This is a genomic window from Calothrix sp. PCC 6303 (genome assembly GCF_000317435.1).
Taxonomy (GTDB): Bacteria; Cyanobacteriota; Cyanobacteriia; order Cyanobacteriales; family Nostocaceae; genus PCC-6303.
The window spans coordinates 3,916,080-3,933,202 of sequence record NC_019751.1; the positions used below are offsets into that span (position 1 = coordinate 3,916,080).

At 38.1% G+C, this 17,123-nt stretch carries 12 protein-coding genes and 1 tRNA gene; 1 reads left to right on the top strand and 12 read right to left on the bottom strand.

The features are described 5' to 3' along the window. Positions 1-69: 69 nt before the first annotated feature. The 7 genes from CAL6303_RS16145 to CAL6303_RS29370 all read right to left on the bottom strand — a co-directional run bounded on the left by CAL6303_RS16145 (position 70) and on the right by CAL6303_RS29370 (position 9,405). Complete coding sequence (locus CAL6303_RS16145) at positions 70-1,236, bottom strand: glycosyltransferase family 4 protein (RefSeq protein ID WP_041740675.1); 1,167 nt, start codon at positions 1,234-1,236, stop codon at positions 70-72. Positions 1,237-1,239: 3 nt separating this feature from the next. Next, positions 1,240-2,229 (bottom strand): glycosyltransferase family 2 protein, encoded by a 990-nt coding sequence (locus CAL6303_RS16150; protein ID WP_015198883.1) that lies wholly within the window; start codon positions 2,227-2,229, stop codon positions 1,240-1,242. A gap of 122 nt (positions 2,230-2,351) precedes the next feature. Continuing rightward, positions 2,352-3,398 (bottom strand): glycosyltransferase, encoded by a 1,047-nt coding sequence (locus CAL6303_RS16155; protein WP_015198884.1) that lies wholly within the window; start codon positions 3,396-3,398, stop codon positions 2,352-2,354. Between the two features lie 831 nt (positions 3,399-4,229). Beyond that, a complete protein-coding gene (gene clpB, locus CAL6303_RS16160; RefSeq protein ID WP_015198885.1) occupies positions 4,230-6,899 on the bottom strand; it encodes an ATP-dependent chaperone ClpB in 2,670 nt (889 codons plus the stop codon). A gap of 300 nt (positions 6,900-7,199) precedes the next feature. Next, on the bottom strand, positions 7,200-8,228 hold the full coding sequence (locus tag CAL6303_RS16165) for a zinc-dependent alcohol dehydrogenase (protein WP_015198886.1): 1,029 nt from the start codon (positions 8,226-8,228) through the stop codon (positions 7,200-7,202). A gap of 369 nt (positions 8,229-8,597) precedes the next feature. Next, positions 8,598-9,107, bottom strand: a complete 510-nt coding sequence (locus CAL6303_RS16170) for a globin domain-containing protein (protein WP_015198887.1) — start codon at positions 9,105-9,107, stop codon at positions 8,598-8,600. 109 nt (positions 9,108-9,216) lie between these two features. Further along, positions 9,217-9,405 (bottom strand): hypothetical protein, encoded by a 189-nt coding sequence (locus CAL6303_RS29370; protein ID WP_015198888.1) that lies wholly within the window; start codon positions 9,403-9,405, stop codon positions 9,217-9,219. 716 nt (positions 9,406-10,121) lie between these two features. Here CAL6303_RS29370 and xth point away from each other — a divergent pair. Continuing rightward, positions 10,122-10,907 (top strand): exodeoxyribonuclease III, encoded by a 786-nt coding sequence (gene xth, locus CAL6303_RS16180; RefSeq protein ID WP_015198889.1) that lies wholly within the window; start codon positions 10,122-10,124, stop codon positions 10,905-10,907. 66 nt (positions 10,908-10,973) lie between these two features. Here the strand turns inward: xth and CAL6303_RS16185 are convergent, their stop codons facing one another. From CAL6303_RS16185 to CAL6303_RS16205, 5 genes are all read right to left on the bottom strand, one after another. After that, the gene (locus CAL6303_RS16185; protein WP_015198890.1) at positions 10,974-11,468 is read right to left on the bottom strand and encodes a hypothetical protein; all 495 of its coding nucleotides are present in this window, start codon (positions 11,466-11,468) and stop codon (positions 10,974-10,976) included. Between the two features lie 302 nt (positions 11,469-11,770). Continuing rightward, positions 11,771-13,225, bottom strand: a complete 1,455-nt coding sequence (gene gltX / locus CAL6303_RS16190; protein ID WP_015198891.1) for a glutamate--tRNA ligase — start codon at positions 13,223-13,225, stop codon at positions 11,771-11,773. A gap of 133 nt (positions 13,226-13,358) precedes the next feature. Beyond that, a tRNA-Asp gene (locus CAL6303_RS16195) sits at positions 13,359-13,432 on the bottom strand. A gap of 65 nt (positions 13,433-13,497) precedes the next feature. Further along, positions 13,498-15,045 (bottom strand): serine/threonine protein kinase, encoded by a 1,548-nt coding sequence (locus CAL6303_RS16200; RefSeq protein ID WP_015198892.1) that lies wholly within the window; start codon positions 15,043-15,045, stop codon positions 13,498-13,500. 104 nt (positions 15,046-15,149) lie between these two features. Further along, a complete protein-coding gene (locus tag CAL6303_RS16205) occupies positions 15,150-16,781 on the bottom strand; it encodes a serine/threonine protein kinase (RefSeq protein ID WP_015198893.1) in 1,632 nt (543 codons plus the stop codon). Between the last annotated feature and the right edge of the window lie 342 nt (positions 16,782-17,123).

Here is a 17,123-nt window from a genome sequence, read left to right on the forward strand (position 1 = left end):
GGTTTTCCCTACCACAAACTTGAAAGGATGAATTTTCCCAGAAAATTAAGGACTTAGGGATGGGATGAATTAAATCAAATCTTGAATCAACTGTTTTGCACGGTTGGTTGCAACTTGCCAATTTAAACGGGTTTGATACTGATCAAATGACGATTGGGCAAGTTTTTGGTATGTGGTGTAATTGGTCATAATTGACTGAATATAGTTAGTATATTCAGAGATGTCAGCATTTAAGGCAAAAGTTTTGCCGTTGATGTCATCTTGAATTAATGTGGCAATTCCTCCCACATTTGTCGCAATGCTGGGGGTACCAAAAGAATTTGCCTCCGCGAAAACATGGGGGGTACAATCTGCTTGGCTAGGAAGTACTAAAAAATGGGCTTCCCTAAATAATTGATTTAGTTTTTCTATTCCTTTAGGTTGAGATTTATCAATAAATTCTATTACTTTGACAAAATGTGGTAATGGCTGGGAAACTATTGGTTTGCATCCAACTATAGTTAGTTCGGTTGGTAAACCGCTTTCGTTGAGCAATTTGGCAATTTCTAGGGTAACTTTACCACCTTTGCGAATCCAGTCAACACCAATAAATAGTAATTTACAGGGACTAACGGGTCTAGCTTTAATAATATTATCTATTTCAGCGGCAGTGCGATCGCATTCTAAGTTCGCACCCCAAGGTACTACTTTAACTTTATCTGGGTTAATTCCATAGGTTTGGATTGCTGACTGTGCTGCCCAATCGGATGTATATAGAATTAATTTACACCTATTTAGGGCTGCGGCTTCCATTTTATAGATATTTCTCACGTTTTCATCGCATAGGTTATCCATGTGATGATAAAAATTGATTAAGGAAGTTAAGGTTGCATCTGTCCACAAAACTAGGGGTTGTTTAATCTGAAGGTAGGCAATAGGAACAATGTTTTGTGGACACAAAGCAATATCGGCTTTGGAGGCTAAAATCCTTTTTTCAATTTGCTTTGCATAACTTCGAGAAATTAAAGGTTCTGCCCAACTATAGTAATCTTTTTGTAATAAAAGTCGATAAAAGTTCCACTTACTACGAGTAATTATTTTGTGTTTTGCTACCAAGGAGCCGATATAGTTGATTGTCGTATTTTGAGCAGCAAAATTATCCGCAATATATCTACTGGCAGTGCAAGTTCCTTGATTGTGCCTTGACCATTTTTGGGAATTTAAAACATTATGCTCAGTTATATAGGCAAGTTTCATCATTTAAGGATATTTGACTTTGATGTAGCCGAAAAGTGTACTTGTATCTGCAATTATAGGAAATTTTTCTAAAAGGTTTTCGGCAATTTTTTTTGGTAATAGGGAAATAGTAAATAATTTGATAAGTGCTTTATACAAAACTGGCTTAAATAAAAGTTTTACGTCATATTTTATGGCTTTGAATATGAGGATTGATGTAGTTTTAATAGAATGCTTATCTGGAGATAATAGTAGTGCCTTATATGTAAGATATTTATAGAGATTTGCCAAGCTATATTGCTTTAAATGTAGATATTTTTTTGCCTTTTCATAGCTGTATGCTCGTTCAATTACTTGGAGATTAGATTTTTCCAAGCCAATGATATTTGATGACATAGAAGAACTCGTTACTCGATACATAATTTGGACTTTGGAGATACAAACAAATTCATATTTGCTAGCCAATCTAATCCATAAATCTGTATCTTGGGCATTTGTCAGCAGTCCATCAAATCCACCAAATTTGTGGAAGATAGATGATCTGATCATGACATTAGAACCACTTCCAATAAAGTCATCTAAAAGTAACTGAGAAAATACATCACCTTGGTATTGAACATGACTACATTTATATAGAAATTTATCATTTTCATCAATCGCGTTAGTCCAACTATAAGCAACTGCTGCTTGGGATTTTTCTCGTAATGCATAATATTGAGATACTAACTTATCTGGTGTCCACAAATCATCTGCATCTAAAAAAGTAATAAATTCACCTGTTGCATATTTTGCACCGATATTTCGATTCACTGCCACATTTGCTTGAGGATGAGTATACACTTGTATTCGAGGATCTGAGATTTGGGAAACAACTTCTAATGTTGCATCATTGGAACTGGAATTAATAATTATCAGTTCAAAATCAGTAAAAGTTTGATTCAAAACACTATCAATAGATGCTTTTATTGTTTTTGCACCATTAAACACTGGGATGATTACTGAGATAGCAGCCATAAAATAGTATTGATATTGATTGTATTTTTCTCTATTGATTTACTAATATTGTAAGATTGATTAATTCATACTTGCCTCAGTATAATTTCATAATTTCATGTTTAATTCAATAGAAAATTGTACTATTTTTGATTTAAAATCTGTTGATAAAATTCCAAAGTTTGATTTGCTAATATCCGCCAATCCAAATTATCTATTGGTGTATTTTCACAACGTTTAGTATCAACAAACCAATCTAAGCCACTTTGAAGATTAATAGTATTAAATTCACCAAAGTACATCTTAACCCAGTCTTTTCCGACTTGGTTTTGAAGTTCGGGAATTGAACCCAAAGCTGGTACTAAAATTGGACGGTTAAAGGATAATGAAAGTAATGCACTACCAGAATTTAAAATTTCTTGAAATGGTAAAACAACTAAATCTGCACTTTGAAAATATAATTGTACCTGCTCATCCGGAATATATTCGAGAAATAATTTAACTTGTGAGTCATTATTTGTAGCTGTAATAATTTCATCCTTGAGGGAATCGCGTTCAATTTTACCTGCAATTACTAATGTCCAATCAGGTGGTGCTAATTCACGGAAAGTCTGAATCAAGTGAGGAACATTTTTATAAACATCTATATATCCAAAGAACAGTAACACTTTTTGTTTTTCTGTGATTCCTAAAGTGTCTCGTGCTTGTTGAGGTGTAATTTTATTTGGATAAACATCACGATAATGTCCATGGCGAACTATTGTATGGGGAATTTTTTGCAAATGTGGTAAATTTTTTTCAATAGATTGATTGCTATACTCACTTAAGCTGATATAACCATCGAGGCGGTGTAAAAATTGTTTTTGAAACCAATTTCCTAATTGTGGATGAATGATTGAATGGGGGTTTTCATCGTGAATTGTCCAAACAACTTTAGTTCCTTTTTTTCTGAGTAAATCTATGAGGATTAACATCATAATTGCCCTTAAGAAAGCTTGGATTAAATTTGGGTGACGAATAATAGTTTCCACAACCCAATGAAGGTGAAGAATATCGTAGTCACCACGTAAGCTATCTTTGGCAGAAAATTCTGCGACAGTCACCTTGGGAGATTTTATATTATTATACAAAAGCCAGTTATATGGATTTTTGTATTTGGTTTTAAATGCTGGATAAGCAGTAATTTTCATAATTTAATTTCCGAGAAAAAGTAATTTTAAAAAAAGTTAAACCTGTTGTAGTCAATGACAGCTAAATGTATCATTTATAGTGATTTTAATAGATGTGAAATAAATGTATCTTGCTACCACTACGTTGTCTTAACTACAATTTTCAAAACCTGCCTACTTACTTCAGTATGTTGGATATAACTGATAACCCCTACATTTGCAGAGTTACAGCAGATTTTAACTTGGTGAAGGATAAAAACACACCACCTTTAGCAAGGGAAGGGTTGGGGTATACCACTTGCAAAATACTGCAAGACACTAAACCCCAGCACAAGATATGCTACTTAATAGAAGCATAAAATTGGAATTTAATTGCTGAAGCATTCCTCTTCAAGAGATTTTTTATATACAGGACTTTTCGTGTTGAAAAGTACAATTTTTTGTAGATTTTCCTTTACCCTACCCCATCAAAAGGGGAGACAGATATAGCGCTTCTCAGTCTGGTGAGGTACAAATTAAAATCTATATGCTTTTAGGTATCAGCTTTAGATAACAATTGCTGTACTTCATCTGCTTGGGAAACGCTATATAATCTTAAATTAGCAATTGATTTGGTTTTTAAAAACTTGATAGATGAAAAAATGGGTATAAATCATGCCCTACCATGATTTATACTCACGATTTACGATTTTGTCTATCGTATTTACATCAGTTTCGTTGGAAATTAGGGAATAACGTAAGTTATAATACTTAGATTATTCAGTGTAATCAAATACTGAATTTAGCTGTAGTACAGAGACACCATAGAGGATTTGGGATCATAGATTAATAATCGCTTTCTACCTTCATCTACTAAATTTCAGACGATGACTCTAAGAGTGGAACCAAAGTTTTCACTGCATTGGTTTTAGTTGGTATTTTCTTTTGGAAAGATAAACCCTGATCGTTTTTATCAATCAAGATGGTGTCACCAGCAATAAAAGCGTTTTCCAGAATCTTAGTGGCGATCGCATTTTCAACTTGACGCTGAATAGCTCGTTTAATTGGTCTGGCTCCATATACTGGATCATACCCGACTTCCACCAGGTGATCGCAGGCTGCTGGAGATATTTCCAGGTTGATTTTTTGTTCCCCCAGGAGTTTTTCCACTCGTTTGAGTTGAATTTTGACGATTTCTCCCATTTCACTTCGATTGAGGGGATGGAAAATAATCAAATCATCAACCCGATTTAGGAACTCTGGACGAAAGTGCGATCGCAATGCATCCATTACCCTAGTTCTCATTTTCTCATATTGGCTCTCATCGCTGGAAACATCCAGGATATGTTCGCTACCAATATTACTTGTCATGACGATGACGGTGTTCTGAAAGTCTACTGTACGTCCTTGGGAGTCAGTAATTCTCCCGTCATCTAAAACTTGTAAGAGAATATTAAATACATCTGGGTGTGCCTTCTCAACTTCATCTAAAAGTACTACTGAATAAGGTCTGCGGCGAACAGTCTCAGAAAGCTGTCCCCCTTCCTCGTATCCCACATAACCAGGAGGCGCACCAACTAACCGAGATACTGAGTGTTTCTCCATATACTCAGACATATCTAAACGAATCAAGGCATCTTCGGCATCAAACAAAAACTGTGCTAAAGCCCGCGCTAACTCTGTTTTCCCTACCCCAGTTGGTCCCATAAACATGAAGGAACCGATGGGACGGTTGGGATCTTTCATTCCGGCACGAGCGCGGCGAATGGCGGCTGATACGGCTTCTAGGGCTTCCTGCTGTCCAATTACCCGTTGATGGAGGTGGCTTTCTAGTTGCAGTAATTTTTGTCTTTCCGATTCTAGGAGCCGATTTACGGGGATTCCCGTCCATTTTGCCACGATTTCGGCAATATCGGCTTCGGTGACTTGTTCCCGTAGCAGGTTGGCAGATGTCGCTTGTAATTCAATTAACTGGGCTTCTTTAACTTCCCGCTCCCGTTGTACTCCTTCTAGTTTCCCATACTTCAACTGTGCGGCTTTATTTAAATCATAGGCACGTTCAGCCTGTTCGATTTGCACCCGTAGCTTTTCTTCTTCCTGCTTCAGTGCGCTGATTGCTTCCAAAAGTAGTTTTTCACCTTGCCATTGCCCATTTAATTCTTGCTGTTTGAAGGTTAAAGTGGCAATTTCGACTTGAATTTGGTCTAATTTATCTTTAATTTGGGGTGCAGTTTTCTCTTCCCTCGACAAAGAGAGTTTTTCCATCTCTAGCTGCATCAAGCGTCTATCGAGGGTTTCCAACTCCGCTGGTTTGGAGGTGATTTCCATTTTCAATTGTGCCGCAGCCTCATCAACTAAGTCGATTGCTTTATCAGGGAGAAATCTATCGGCAATGTACCGTGCTGAAAGTGTCGCGGCTGCTACCAAGGCTGAATCTGAGATTTTGACGTTGTGGTGAACTTCATACCGTTCCTTCAAACCCCGTAAAATTGAGATGGTATTTTCGACGGTGGGTTGATCCACAAATACCTGTTGGAAACGTCTTTCTAAAGCTGCATCCTTCTCAATATGTTTGCGATATTCATCCAAAGTAGTTGCCCCAATACAGCGGAGTTCACCCCTAGCTAACATGGGTTTGAGGAGGTTTCCCGCATCCATAGAACCTTGCTGTCCAGAACCTGCACCTACAACTGTGTGCAACTCATCAATAAACAGAACAATTTGCCCGCTTGATTCCGTAACTTCACGGAGAACCGCTTTGAGACGGTCTTCAAACTCACCTCGATATTTTGCCCCAGCAATCAAACTCCCCATATCCAGGGAAATTAATTGACGATTTTTGAGAGATTCTGGGACATCACCATTGATAATACGTTGTGCCAGGGCTTCCGCGATCGCTGTTTTGCCCACACCCGGTTCCCCAATCAAAACTGGGTTATTTTTACTTCTTCGAGATAGCACCTGAATCAAGCGACGAATTTCATCATCCCTACCAATTACCGGGTCGAGTTTCCCAGCTTTAGCCGATTCTGTCAAATCTGTGCCAAATTTCTGCAAAGCTTCGTAGCGAGATTCCGGATTTTGATCTGTCACTTTCTGACTACCCCGCACCGCTTTAATTGTCGCCTCTAACTTGGAGGTTTCCAAATTCATCGCTTTGCAAATTTTCCGTCCGATGCGATCATCTTCCACAAAGCCTAAAAGTATATGTTCGACAGAAATATACCCATCATTCATCCGTACTCTAGCTTCCTCAGCCTTGTCAAGCATCGTGTCTAAAGTCCGACTAAGGTATAGCTGCTCTGATTTTCCCACCTTTGGCTGGCGGCTCGCAAACTCTTCTAGCTGTTGTTGAAGTTTGTTCGCATCGACACCAGCACGGGTAATTAGTTTGGTAGCTAAACCGTTATCTTGTTGTAAGGTAGCAAGTAATAAATGTTCTACATCTAACTGTTGTTGTTGGTAAGCGCGGACAATATCTTGAGATTTAACAACTGCTTCCCAAGCTTTATCAGTAAATTTATCTGGATCTGTAGGCTGCATTTTCTGAACTTTAGGATTTTAGAATAGGGGAGACGAAGCAAATTAGGATTCAGGACGGTTTCATTATGAACTATGTACATCATGTTTTCTACCGCCCCACCCTGATAGCATTTTTGGCGATTGCGACACATCGCTAGATAATAGGTCGAAGGATTAAAAAAACAAACGCGACTATATAATCTCTACAGTGCTTTAGGTATTATAAATGGACTTAATTTCCATCACATCTACTGGATGTATGATAGATGTGTGAAAATTTGATTAACTCAAACCACTAACTTCCATCTAGTGGACTTTATTTCACGGAATCATCCCTACTTTGATGACTTTGCGATCGCGCATCTCACAGAATACCTGTTCTAGGTCTTTCAACTCTCTTTTACCACTTATTAATAATTCTAAAGGAATTCGCCCACTACTAATTAAAGCTAGGGCATCCCTAACATAATGGGGAGTGTTGTGGAAAACTCCCTTCAAAGTCAGTTCACTGTAGTGTAGTTGTTCGGTATTGACATTGATTGTTGTATCACGGGGACAACCGCCAAATAGATTTACAGTAGCACCCGGACGCGCACATGCGATCGCGCTTTCCCACACACTGGGTACTCCCGTAGCTTCAATCACTATATCTGCCCCCATGCCATCTGTAAATTCTTTGGTAATTTCAGCCATTTCTGGGTTGTGATGATAGTTAAAAACCCTGGTAGCACCAAGCTTTTTCCCAATTTCCAACCTCTCATCACTACCACCAAACAGTGTCACCTCCGCTGCCCAATCATGTGCCAATTTCGCCACAAACATCAACCCAATTGCCCCATCTCCCAACACCACCACCCGATCACCATGTTTAATATGAGAACGGGCAACCCCATGTAACACACAGGCTAAAGGTTCAGTCATTGCCGCTAACTCGTAGGGCAATTCCTCTGCTATTCGTAACAAATTATGCTGAACGATGGCAGCAGGTATCCTCAAAAATTGGGCAAATGTCCCATTATTCCAAGTTAAGTTGGGACATAAAGAATATTCTTGATGTTGACAATAGAAGCATTTCATGCAGGGAGCAGAATTATTGGCTACCACCCTATCCCCAACTTTCCAACCAATTACCCCTGCACCCACTGCCACTATTTCCCCAGCAGCTTCATGTCCAAACAAAGTAGGTGGTTTTAACATTTTCGCATGACCACCACGCCGCCACACTTTCAAATCGGTACCGCAAGTAGTTGCAACCCCAACTTGAATTACAACTTCACCCGGTGCAGGTGTCGGTTCGGCAACATTTTCCAGCCGTAAATCTTCTTGACCGTAGAGTAAGGCTGCCAGCAAAGGATCTAACCTCCAGTTTTGTGATGTATTAAGTAGATTGCTAAGGGTATAAGGTACTTTAGGACTGAAAGTTGTGTAGATACATAAATTAGCCCCACAAGATTCTATCAGGTGGAGCTATAAATTTATAAAACAGTTTGACATGCTTCCACGTCCTCAAGTCCAAGGATTTCTTAACACTAGCCTCGGCACCTCAAGTTGTTTGACTTCAAATTCAGTGTTTTCCAACCTCAAAACAGAATCGCTCATCAACAAATGCTGGCTGAAGGAAACTGACTACAGGACAAAAAACCTATCTGATATCAAACAGCGAACTGACAAAAGCCATTCTGGCATCCAACACACAGCGCAAGCTATCGCACTTTCCCATCAAAGCTTTAAATAACGGGATGTATCTGCTTCATTAGCTGTGGTTAATCGCTCGATTAACTCTCGATCTTCCTGTTGATAAATTGCATTTTCTGCTTGAATAAATATATTTGCTAAAGCTTCATAGGCTTCAGCCCATGCTGCAATTACTTCATCAGTTCCATTATCCTGTAAAACATCTCTCATTGCCTGCAACAGCTTTTCCCCAATTAATGGATACTGTTCGGGTAGTATGCGAGCTTCTACATGACGATGGGCGATTTTTCCTACTGCCGTAGCCAACTGATCTAACCGGTCAATGTGAGTCGCGTAAGCATAAACAGATGCAGCTAACTTGCCTGCTTGCCCACCACCATCTAAGTGCTGCATCCAAGTATTTTCAAAGCTGCGTTTATAGTCAGGTCGCTCTTCAAAGGTAATTTGATACATTCGCAGGGTAATCTCTTCACCTTTTTCTTTGATAATTGGTGCAGTTGCCTTGACAATTTCAATCGTTTTTTGACTAACCATTTGTGACGCTCACTTCATCCCTAAAGTTAGCAATGCTCAAGCTTTAATCGACCATTTCGCGGTGCTTCCCCGCTCATGTCCAGAGCAAGACTGTTACTAATTCAAGCTTTTACCCTACTTGGGTCTTAATTACCGACTTTCCTCTGACCTCAACACCAGATGTGGATGTGCGGTTAACAGTCAGTAGCGAAACCTCTTGTCGGCATGATTGACAAAACCAGTAGATTTCGCCGTTACGGACGTGACGCAGAAGAAAAGAACTGCCGCAGCAGGGACAATTGCTGGCTCTCATACTCATAATCATGTCATCCTAAACTATGTGGTTAATTTCAAACTTGCTAAAAAGCGACTTTAAATTGTGATATTGGTAGAGTAGACATACCAAAACTTTGGGTAATTATGTTTTTGAAAAAAATATCAAAAACTGTCTCCAATCGATTTATCATTTGAATTAATATTAAACTTGCCCTCTCCATGTTTAGTATCAACTGGAAGCTTGAATTTAGTAGCTTGAGAAACAATCTCATGGTACGGTTATCCAGACAGAGCATTTGTACCTACAATTTGAAGTCTACATCAATTTGCTTGACTTACAGATGGCAATGAATTTCGGTAAACCGTACTTGACACAACGCAAAGCAACGAAATGCTTAGGGTTTGATTTAGGTAAGTAGGGGTTAACTCAACAAGTACATGGCGAAATAAAGGTTTTTAGCAACCATACTAAATAGCTTAACTTCACAAATGAGGAGTTACATCTATCTAGGGGATCATAGAATCTCAACGCTTTACTCAGAACAAAGAGAAGAAAATAGATTCTCTTGAAATTTAAACCTACATTTTTGATATCCTGATTAAAGCAACTGAAATTGCCAAATTGAGGGTAAAGTCTAACTTTCCTACCATCTGTAATAAATATTCAGAAATATATATAAAAAAATATATACTTTTGTGTCTACAGAAGAAAATAGTCCGATATTTAGATGTTACCCATATTTATAAAATGAGAATTTAATGAGAATTGCGACTTGGAATGTCAACTCAGTTCGGACTCGTCTTGAACATGTAGTTAATTGGTTGAATCAAAACCCTGTGGACGTACTGTGCTTACAGGAAACCAAAGTAGTAGATGGAGACTTCCCGCGATCGCACTTTGAGACAATTGGCTATCACGTCTACATTACTGGTCAAAAATCCTACAACGGAGTGGCATTGCTGAGTCGTCAACCGCTAACAGATGTGACTACAGGATTTACTAGCATTCTATCAGAAATATCACCAATATGGGATGAACAAAAACGGGTAATCACAGGTATCATTAACGATGTCAGAATTGTGAATTTATACGTTCCCAATGGTTCGGAAGTTGATAGCGAAAAATATACCTATAAATTAGGTTGGTTGGAAATATTACAGCAATATCTCAAGAAACTTCTTCTGACTTCCCCTAATATTTGTATGTGTGGTGACTTTAATATTGCCTTAGAAGATCGAGATATTCATGAGAACGTCAGTAAAATCGATCAACACATCATGGCATCACCAAAAGAGAGGGAAGCCTTAAAAAACATCCTAGAATTAGGTTTTAGTGATGCTTTTCGCCAATTCAACCAAGAAAGCGGAAACTACAGTTGGTGGGACTACCGGACAATGGCATTTAATCGGAACCGGGGTTGGCGCATCGACCATCATTATCTCACGCCTCAGTTACGCGATCGCGCTACCAGTTGCATCATTGATGTAGCACCAAGAAAGCTTGAGAAACCCAGTGATCACACACCTGTAATCGTGGAATTTTAGGCAAAAATACAAAAAGAGACGGGATATATCTCGTCTCCACATCCAGTAAACCGAAATCTGCTGTATCTACTTCACCTCTGTAATTTGCAGGGTGTAGGGAAGATATTTATTTTTATTGTAGGAACCAATCCAAATCTGGTAAGTTCCAGGTAGCCATTCACCCACAATACCGGGGTTTTTGCCCTCAAAATCGTCATTACACCAGCTACCACCGGGACCTTTGATGACTAAAGTAGTATCTTCCGGACTTTGAATTTGTAGCTTTAAATATTCAAACTTATCCGTCAGTTCCAAAGTGTGATCCGGTTTGCGATCAAAAAAACCTTGACAGGGACCTGTAAGTGTATCTCTTCTGCCAGCAATTCGCTTTCCAGATACAGAACCTCCACTCATTCCCCGCACTGTGAAGGGGTCGGGGTTGAATTTATGCCCAATTTTCATATCACCAAATATTTGTGGTGTTTCTTGTGCATTTACAGCTGTGCTGATTGTCGAGGCAACAATCAATGTGGTGAATAACAACGATATTTTTAAGGTTTTGTTAAAAAATATGCCCAGCATTTTAATTACATAATTACATTTAAGTGTTGTAAATGACACCAATATTATGCGTTAAGTTCCCCAATAAATACCAAATTATAGCTGTAGCGATTTTTATTAGGACATTTATCTGTTCCCTTTTAGACAAATATTTGTGTCCTAACCCAGATGTCCACTGCTATAAACCTTATAGCTATTTTCATGCGAAAATAGAGTCCTGTAGGGGTAAAGCCCATTGCTAACCCCCTACAGTAAGTATGGTGCAAATAGGTAGAAACGGAATACTGAGTACGATAAACTTAGTTTCAGTTACCCTCAATTACTTAAAAGTTCGCTTGTGCGGTAATCGCATTCTGTAAGCGTGGTTGATCTAAACCCAATTGATTTAACAGTAACCATGATTGAATCAAATCAGGTCCATGGACTTCCCCTGAAATAGCAGAACGTAATGCTTTCATGACTACACCCTTCTTCAGGTTTTGAGCTTTCATCACCTGCTTAATTATATCCTGAGCGCTGGCTTCTGTAAGTTCTTGTCCCTGTGCGAGAATTTTTAGAACCTCCTCTAACACAGTCACTGAACCCGGTTGCTGTAACTGGGTTGTAGCTTCTGGTTGAAATTCAATCGTATCACCAAAAAAGGGCTTAGTCATTGCCACTGCGTCAGTCAAACGTGTTAAACTTGCACCGATGAGACCTGTTAGTTGTTCCAACCAAGCGCGTTCATGGCGTTTTCCATCCAGCTTATATCCAGCAGCTTCCCAAATAGGAATCAGCATATCTGTTAATTTGTTAACTGGCATTGCGTGAATATACTGACTATTGATCCAGTCCAGCTTTGCCCAATCAAATTTTGCTCCAGCTTTATTTACCCGTTCAAAACCAAATTGCTGTGCAGCACCTGCCAAACTAAAAATTTCTTGGGTAGAATCCACTGGAGACCAACCCAGTAATGTCATATAATTTACTAATGCTTCTGGCGTGAAGCCCATTTGTTGAAAGTCAGAAATCGACGTGACTCCATCTCGTTTGGATAACTTACGTCCTTCTTGGTTCAAAATTAGGGGAGTATGGGCAAATTCTGGAACTTTAGCACCAAATGCTTCATACAACAAAATTTGCTTTGCTGTGTTGGCAATGTGATCTTCCCCGCGAATTACTTGGGTGATATCCATATCCATATCATCCACCACCACTGCAAAATTATACAGCGGTTGTCCCACTCCATCTTCAGCAGCGCGGGCAATTACCATGTCCCCACCCAAGTCCCTACCCTGCCAAACCATTTCACCCCTAACTAAATCATGCCAGCGAATTTCCCTTCCATCGTCGATTTGGAAACGAATAACAAAACTACGTCCTTCAGCTTGAAAAGCAGCTTCCTGTTGGGGGGTGAGGTTACGGTGACGGTTATCGTAGCGGGGTGCGTCTCCCTTAGCTTTTTGTAGTTCTCGGAGGGTATCTAATTCCTCAGCAGTGGTGTAGCAGCGATAAGCTAAACCTTTATCCAGCAACTTTTGTACTGCTTGCTTATAGATGTCCAAGCGTTGTGACTGGAAAAATGGTCCTTCATCCCAAGTTAGACCTAACCAGCGTAAACCATCTAAAATATTGTCGGTGAATTCAGCACGCGATCGCTCTTCATCTGTATCCTCGATTCTCAGGATAAATGTACCACCATGATGACGAGCAAATAACCAGTTAAATACAGCTGTTCGCGCTGTACCAATATGTAGACTTCCGGTGGGACTCGGTGCAATACGAACTCTAACAGTCACAGCAAATCCTTTTTTTTGTAAAGCTTTATTAATTTAACTTAAATCAAGTACCATGCATCAATTAGTGAGCAATTGGAATAATCTCAATCAATTGCTCTAAGCACGACCATTAACGTAAACAATAGGTATTTAACGGGACTGACGGGGCTCGAACCCGCAACTTCCGCCGTGACAGGGCGGTGCTCTAACCAATTGAACTACAGTCCCTCAATCGGCAACTTAACTATTATGCCAATGCTGGATAAATTTGTCAACTATATCGGACAATTTTTTTATGACTGACTGCTTGCATATAAGATTTTGTCAACAAATTGACTCATAACACGGCTTTGAATTTCTTTGTAGTGTTGTTTTAGCAGGTTTTTGCTCAACTGAAAATTTCCTGCTGGTGCGGATGGAAGAGTTTGGGACTGTTGTAACCAGGTTTTGAGCATTTGTCGTTGTTGTAGGCTGATGGTGGCAGCTAAAACAGTCAAACAATCATGGGGTGGTTCCTGGGTATAGCATATCAACGGATAGCGATCGCACTCAGCCAAAGATCCTACTAGTTTTAAATGTTGGCTATTCTGCATATCCAAATAACATGGTAGCCATTTTTTCCCATATTCACGACTATAAAGTAGAGTCACCCACAACAACGTTGGATAGGGTGCAGCAATAAAAGCAAACTCGTTATAGTGAGTCGATGTAACATATTTTTCAATTTCCGACTTAGACATCATCAGTGATAAAGCTGTGATCTTTCCATTTTCCGTATTCAGATGGAGGGGAAATACAATTTGTCGGATTGGTTTATCTTTACTCCAAGGAAGTTGCCAACAAGCTTTTTCAATTGTTTTACTTAAACCAGTATTGGCTAATGAATATTTATTAATTATATTCGGAGACGATTTAGCAGCTTGGGTATATAAAGATGGTAACTTCATCGCTGAGTTTTTCAAATCTTGAATAACTGCAATTAATTCACCTATCCTCTGGGGACGATCTTGAGGATTTTTTGCCAAACATGCCATAATTAATTGATTCAATTCTTGGGGAATCTGAAGATTAGGACTAACAGATGTAATAGTACGGGGTGACTGAAAGTGATGTGCTGTATACCACGCTCCCAAATAATCAGTATCTGGTTTCCATGGTTTATGATCTGTAAGCATTTCAAACATTAATACACCCAAACTATATATATCAGAACGACAATCTAGTTCTTGATTTTCTAGTTGTTCAGGAGAGCAATAGGGCAAAGTTCCACAAACATCTTGATGAGTTTTAATCAATGTTGGATTATGGGAAAACTTGGCAATCCCAAAATCTAATATTTTCACTAATTGACCTAAAATTAAGTCAGAAACAACTAATATATTTGCTGGTTTGATATCACGATGAACTAACGGAGATATCTTGCCATCTATATTTATCCCTTCATGGGCACATTGTAATCCTAAACAAATCTGAAACGTAATATTGAGAAATGTAGGTAAAGACAAAGGTAGCAAATCGCTTAATGTTTTACCCTCTAAATATTCCATTATATAATAAAGCTTTCCGGCATTACTGATTCCATAGTCAGTCACCTTGACAATGTGAATACTACGTTGACTCAGAATTGCACATGTTCGTGCTTCATGGGCAAAATCAGCCTGCATTTTTGAGTCTGAAATCATACCAGACAAAAATTTGATTGCAACTGGTGTTCCTCCCAGCAAAATATCATGAGCCAGAAATATTTCTCCCATTCCTCCAGTTGCAATTAGTTGTTTCAACTGATAGCGATTAGAAATCAGTTCCCCTTCTTGGGAGGAAATATCAGTTAACTCTTCCACCTTGAATACCTCAAATTTTATCTAAATAAAGATGTAGCGATATAAATAAAAATATTTTTGAAGATTTTACATGATTAAAAATTGGTAATATCTAGCTTATACATCTAGAATACGGGACGGGATAAAGCATTGAACGTCCTAGAGAGGATTTTTTTAAACCACTGCTTCATACCAGTTTTCAAGGCTTTGTTGTTTTCAGCGATCGCACCAATAATTTCTGGCTTAATTTTCTCATAGTGTGACTTCAGAATGGCTTTACTATCATCAATAGCAATCAATGATTTTGTTTTTTCGCTTTGTTCTAACCAATCCATCAGTGCTTGACGCTGATATGCACTCAACATAATAGTCATCACATCTTGACATTTTGTTGGATCTTCCAAAGCAAAAAATAATAAATGATAATAACCATTACTAGCTAGAGATTGAGCAACTTTTTGACTTTTACTATCTTGAAGATCTAAAAAATAAGATAACCAGCGTGTTAAACCAAAATCACCATCACATAATGCCGTCACCCACAAAATAACTGGATAAAGGCTCGGCTGATAAATAAATTCTGTACAATTAATTTGTTTGCTTAATTTTGAAATTTCAGCTTTGGGTAGCATTGCCCATAGAGTTGGGATACTACCTTGATTAGTTTGTAATAGATGAGGAAAGCAAATTGGTGATACTGGTTTATTACGGGGCCAGGTTTTTTGCAAACAAATTTTTTCTGTAACTTCAGTTACAGGAACTAATTGTAATGCTGATGATTTAGAAGTGAAATTATTATTAGCTACATGTGTAACCTCACCATTAAGATACTTTTGAATATCTTCTAATTTATCTAAAATTACTCGTAAATTGTGAGGACGATTTTTGACATCTTTTGCCAAACAACTCAAAACTAATCTTTGTAAACTATCTGGAATCTCAAGCTGAGGAACAATTTCTGAAAAATCGGGTGGTGTCTGAAAACGGTGTGCTTGATACCAATTACCAAACGAGTTGCTGGTTAACTCAAAAGGGTGAATACCTGTTAACATCTCGTACATAATTACACCCAAACTATAGATATCAGAACGCACATCTACTAGTTTTCTCCCTTCCATATGTTCTGGAGAACAATAAGGTAAGCTACCAATAAAAGCTTCCGTTAATGTCATTCCCGCTCGTTCAGTTAAAAATTTAGCAATTCCAAAATCAAGTATTTTGACAACTTTACCCACTTTGCTATCTTCAGCGATAAATATATTTTCTGGCTTAATATCGCGGTGCAAAACTGGATATATTTCTCCTTTTAAATTAATACCTTGATGAGCGCATTGTAAACCCAAACAAATTTGAGTAATAATTTTGATAAACTCAGAAAGATCTAAAGGCGATGATTTAATCAACTTCTTCAAATTTGTCCCTTGAAGATATTCCATCACATAAAATGGGATTTTATCATCAGTGAGACCATAGCTTAGAACTTTAATAATATGCTTACTTTTACGTCCTAATTGAGCACCAATAAAAATCTCTCTAGCAAAACGCTGTGACATTTGCTGATTTGCCAAACTTAATGACAAAATCTTCAAAGCAACAGGCAGCCCTCCTTTAGCAGTATCCTCTGCTAAGTAAACCCTACCCATGCCTCCACGACCAATTAATTCTCTAATTAAATAGCGATTGTTTAGAAATTTTCCTATGTAGTCATCTAAATCTATTTTAGCCATCACTAAATTATTAACTGGAGCTTGTAACATAAAAAGATATATATTATTATGCGGAGAAAATCAGATTATTATTTAGTCAGTGATATGTACTATTTTATTTTATCTAGCAAAAACCCATTTATTTTTATAGAGTCAATTAGGTTAAATGAAATTAAGTTTAAATAAACATCAAGCATTTATAAATAGTGGTTAGTAGACCTATGTAAAACCTACTAAACATGGTTTAACATATTTATTTACTAATCTATATGAGAAATTACACGGAAACAGGAAAAACGATTAACTATAGCCACAAATAAAATCAGTGTATTCACTGAAATTGTTTCTAGACTGTTCCCACAAATATTTTGAATAAATGAATGATTCAGAAGA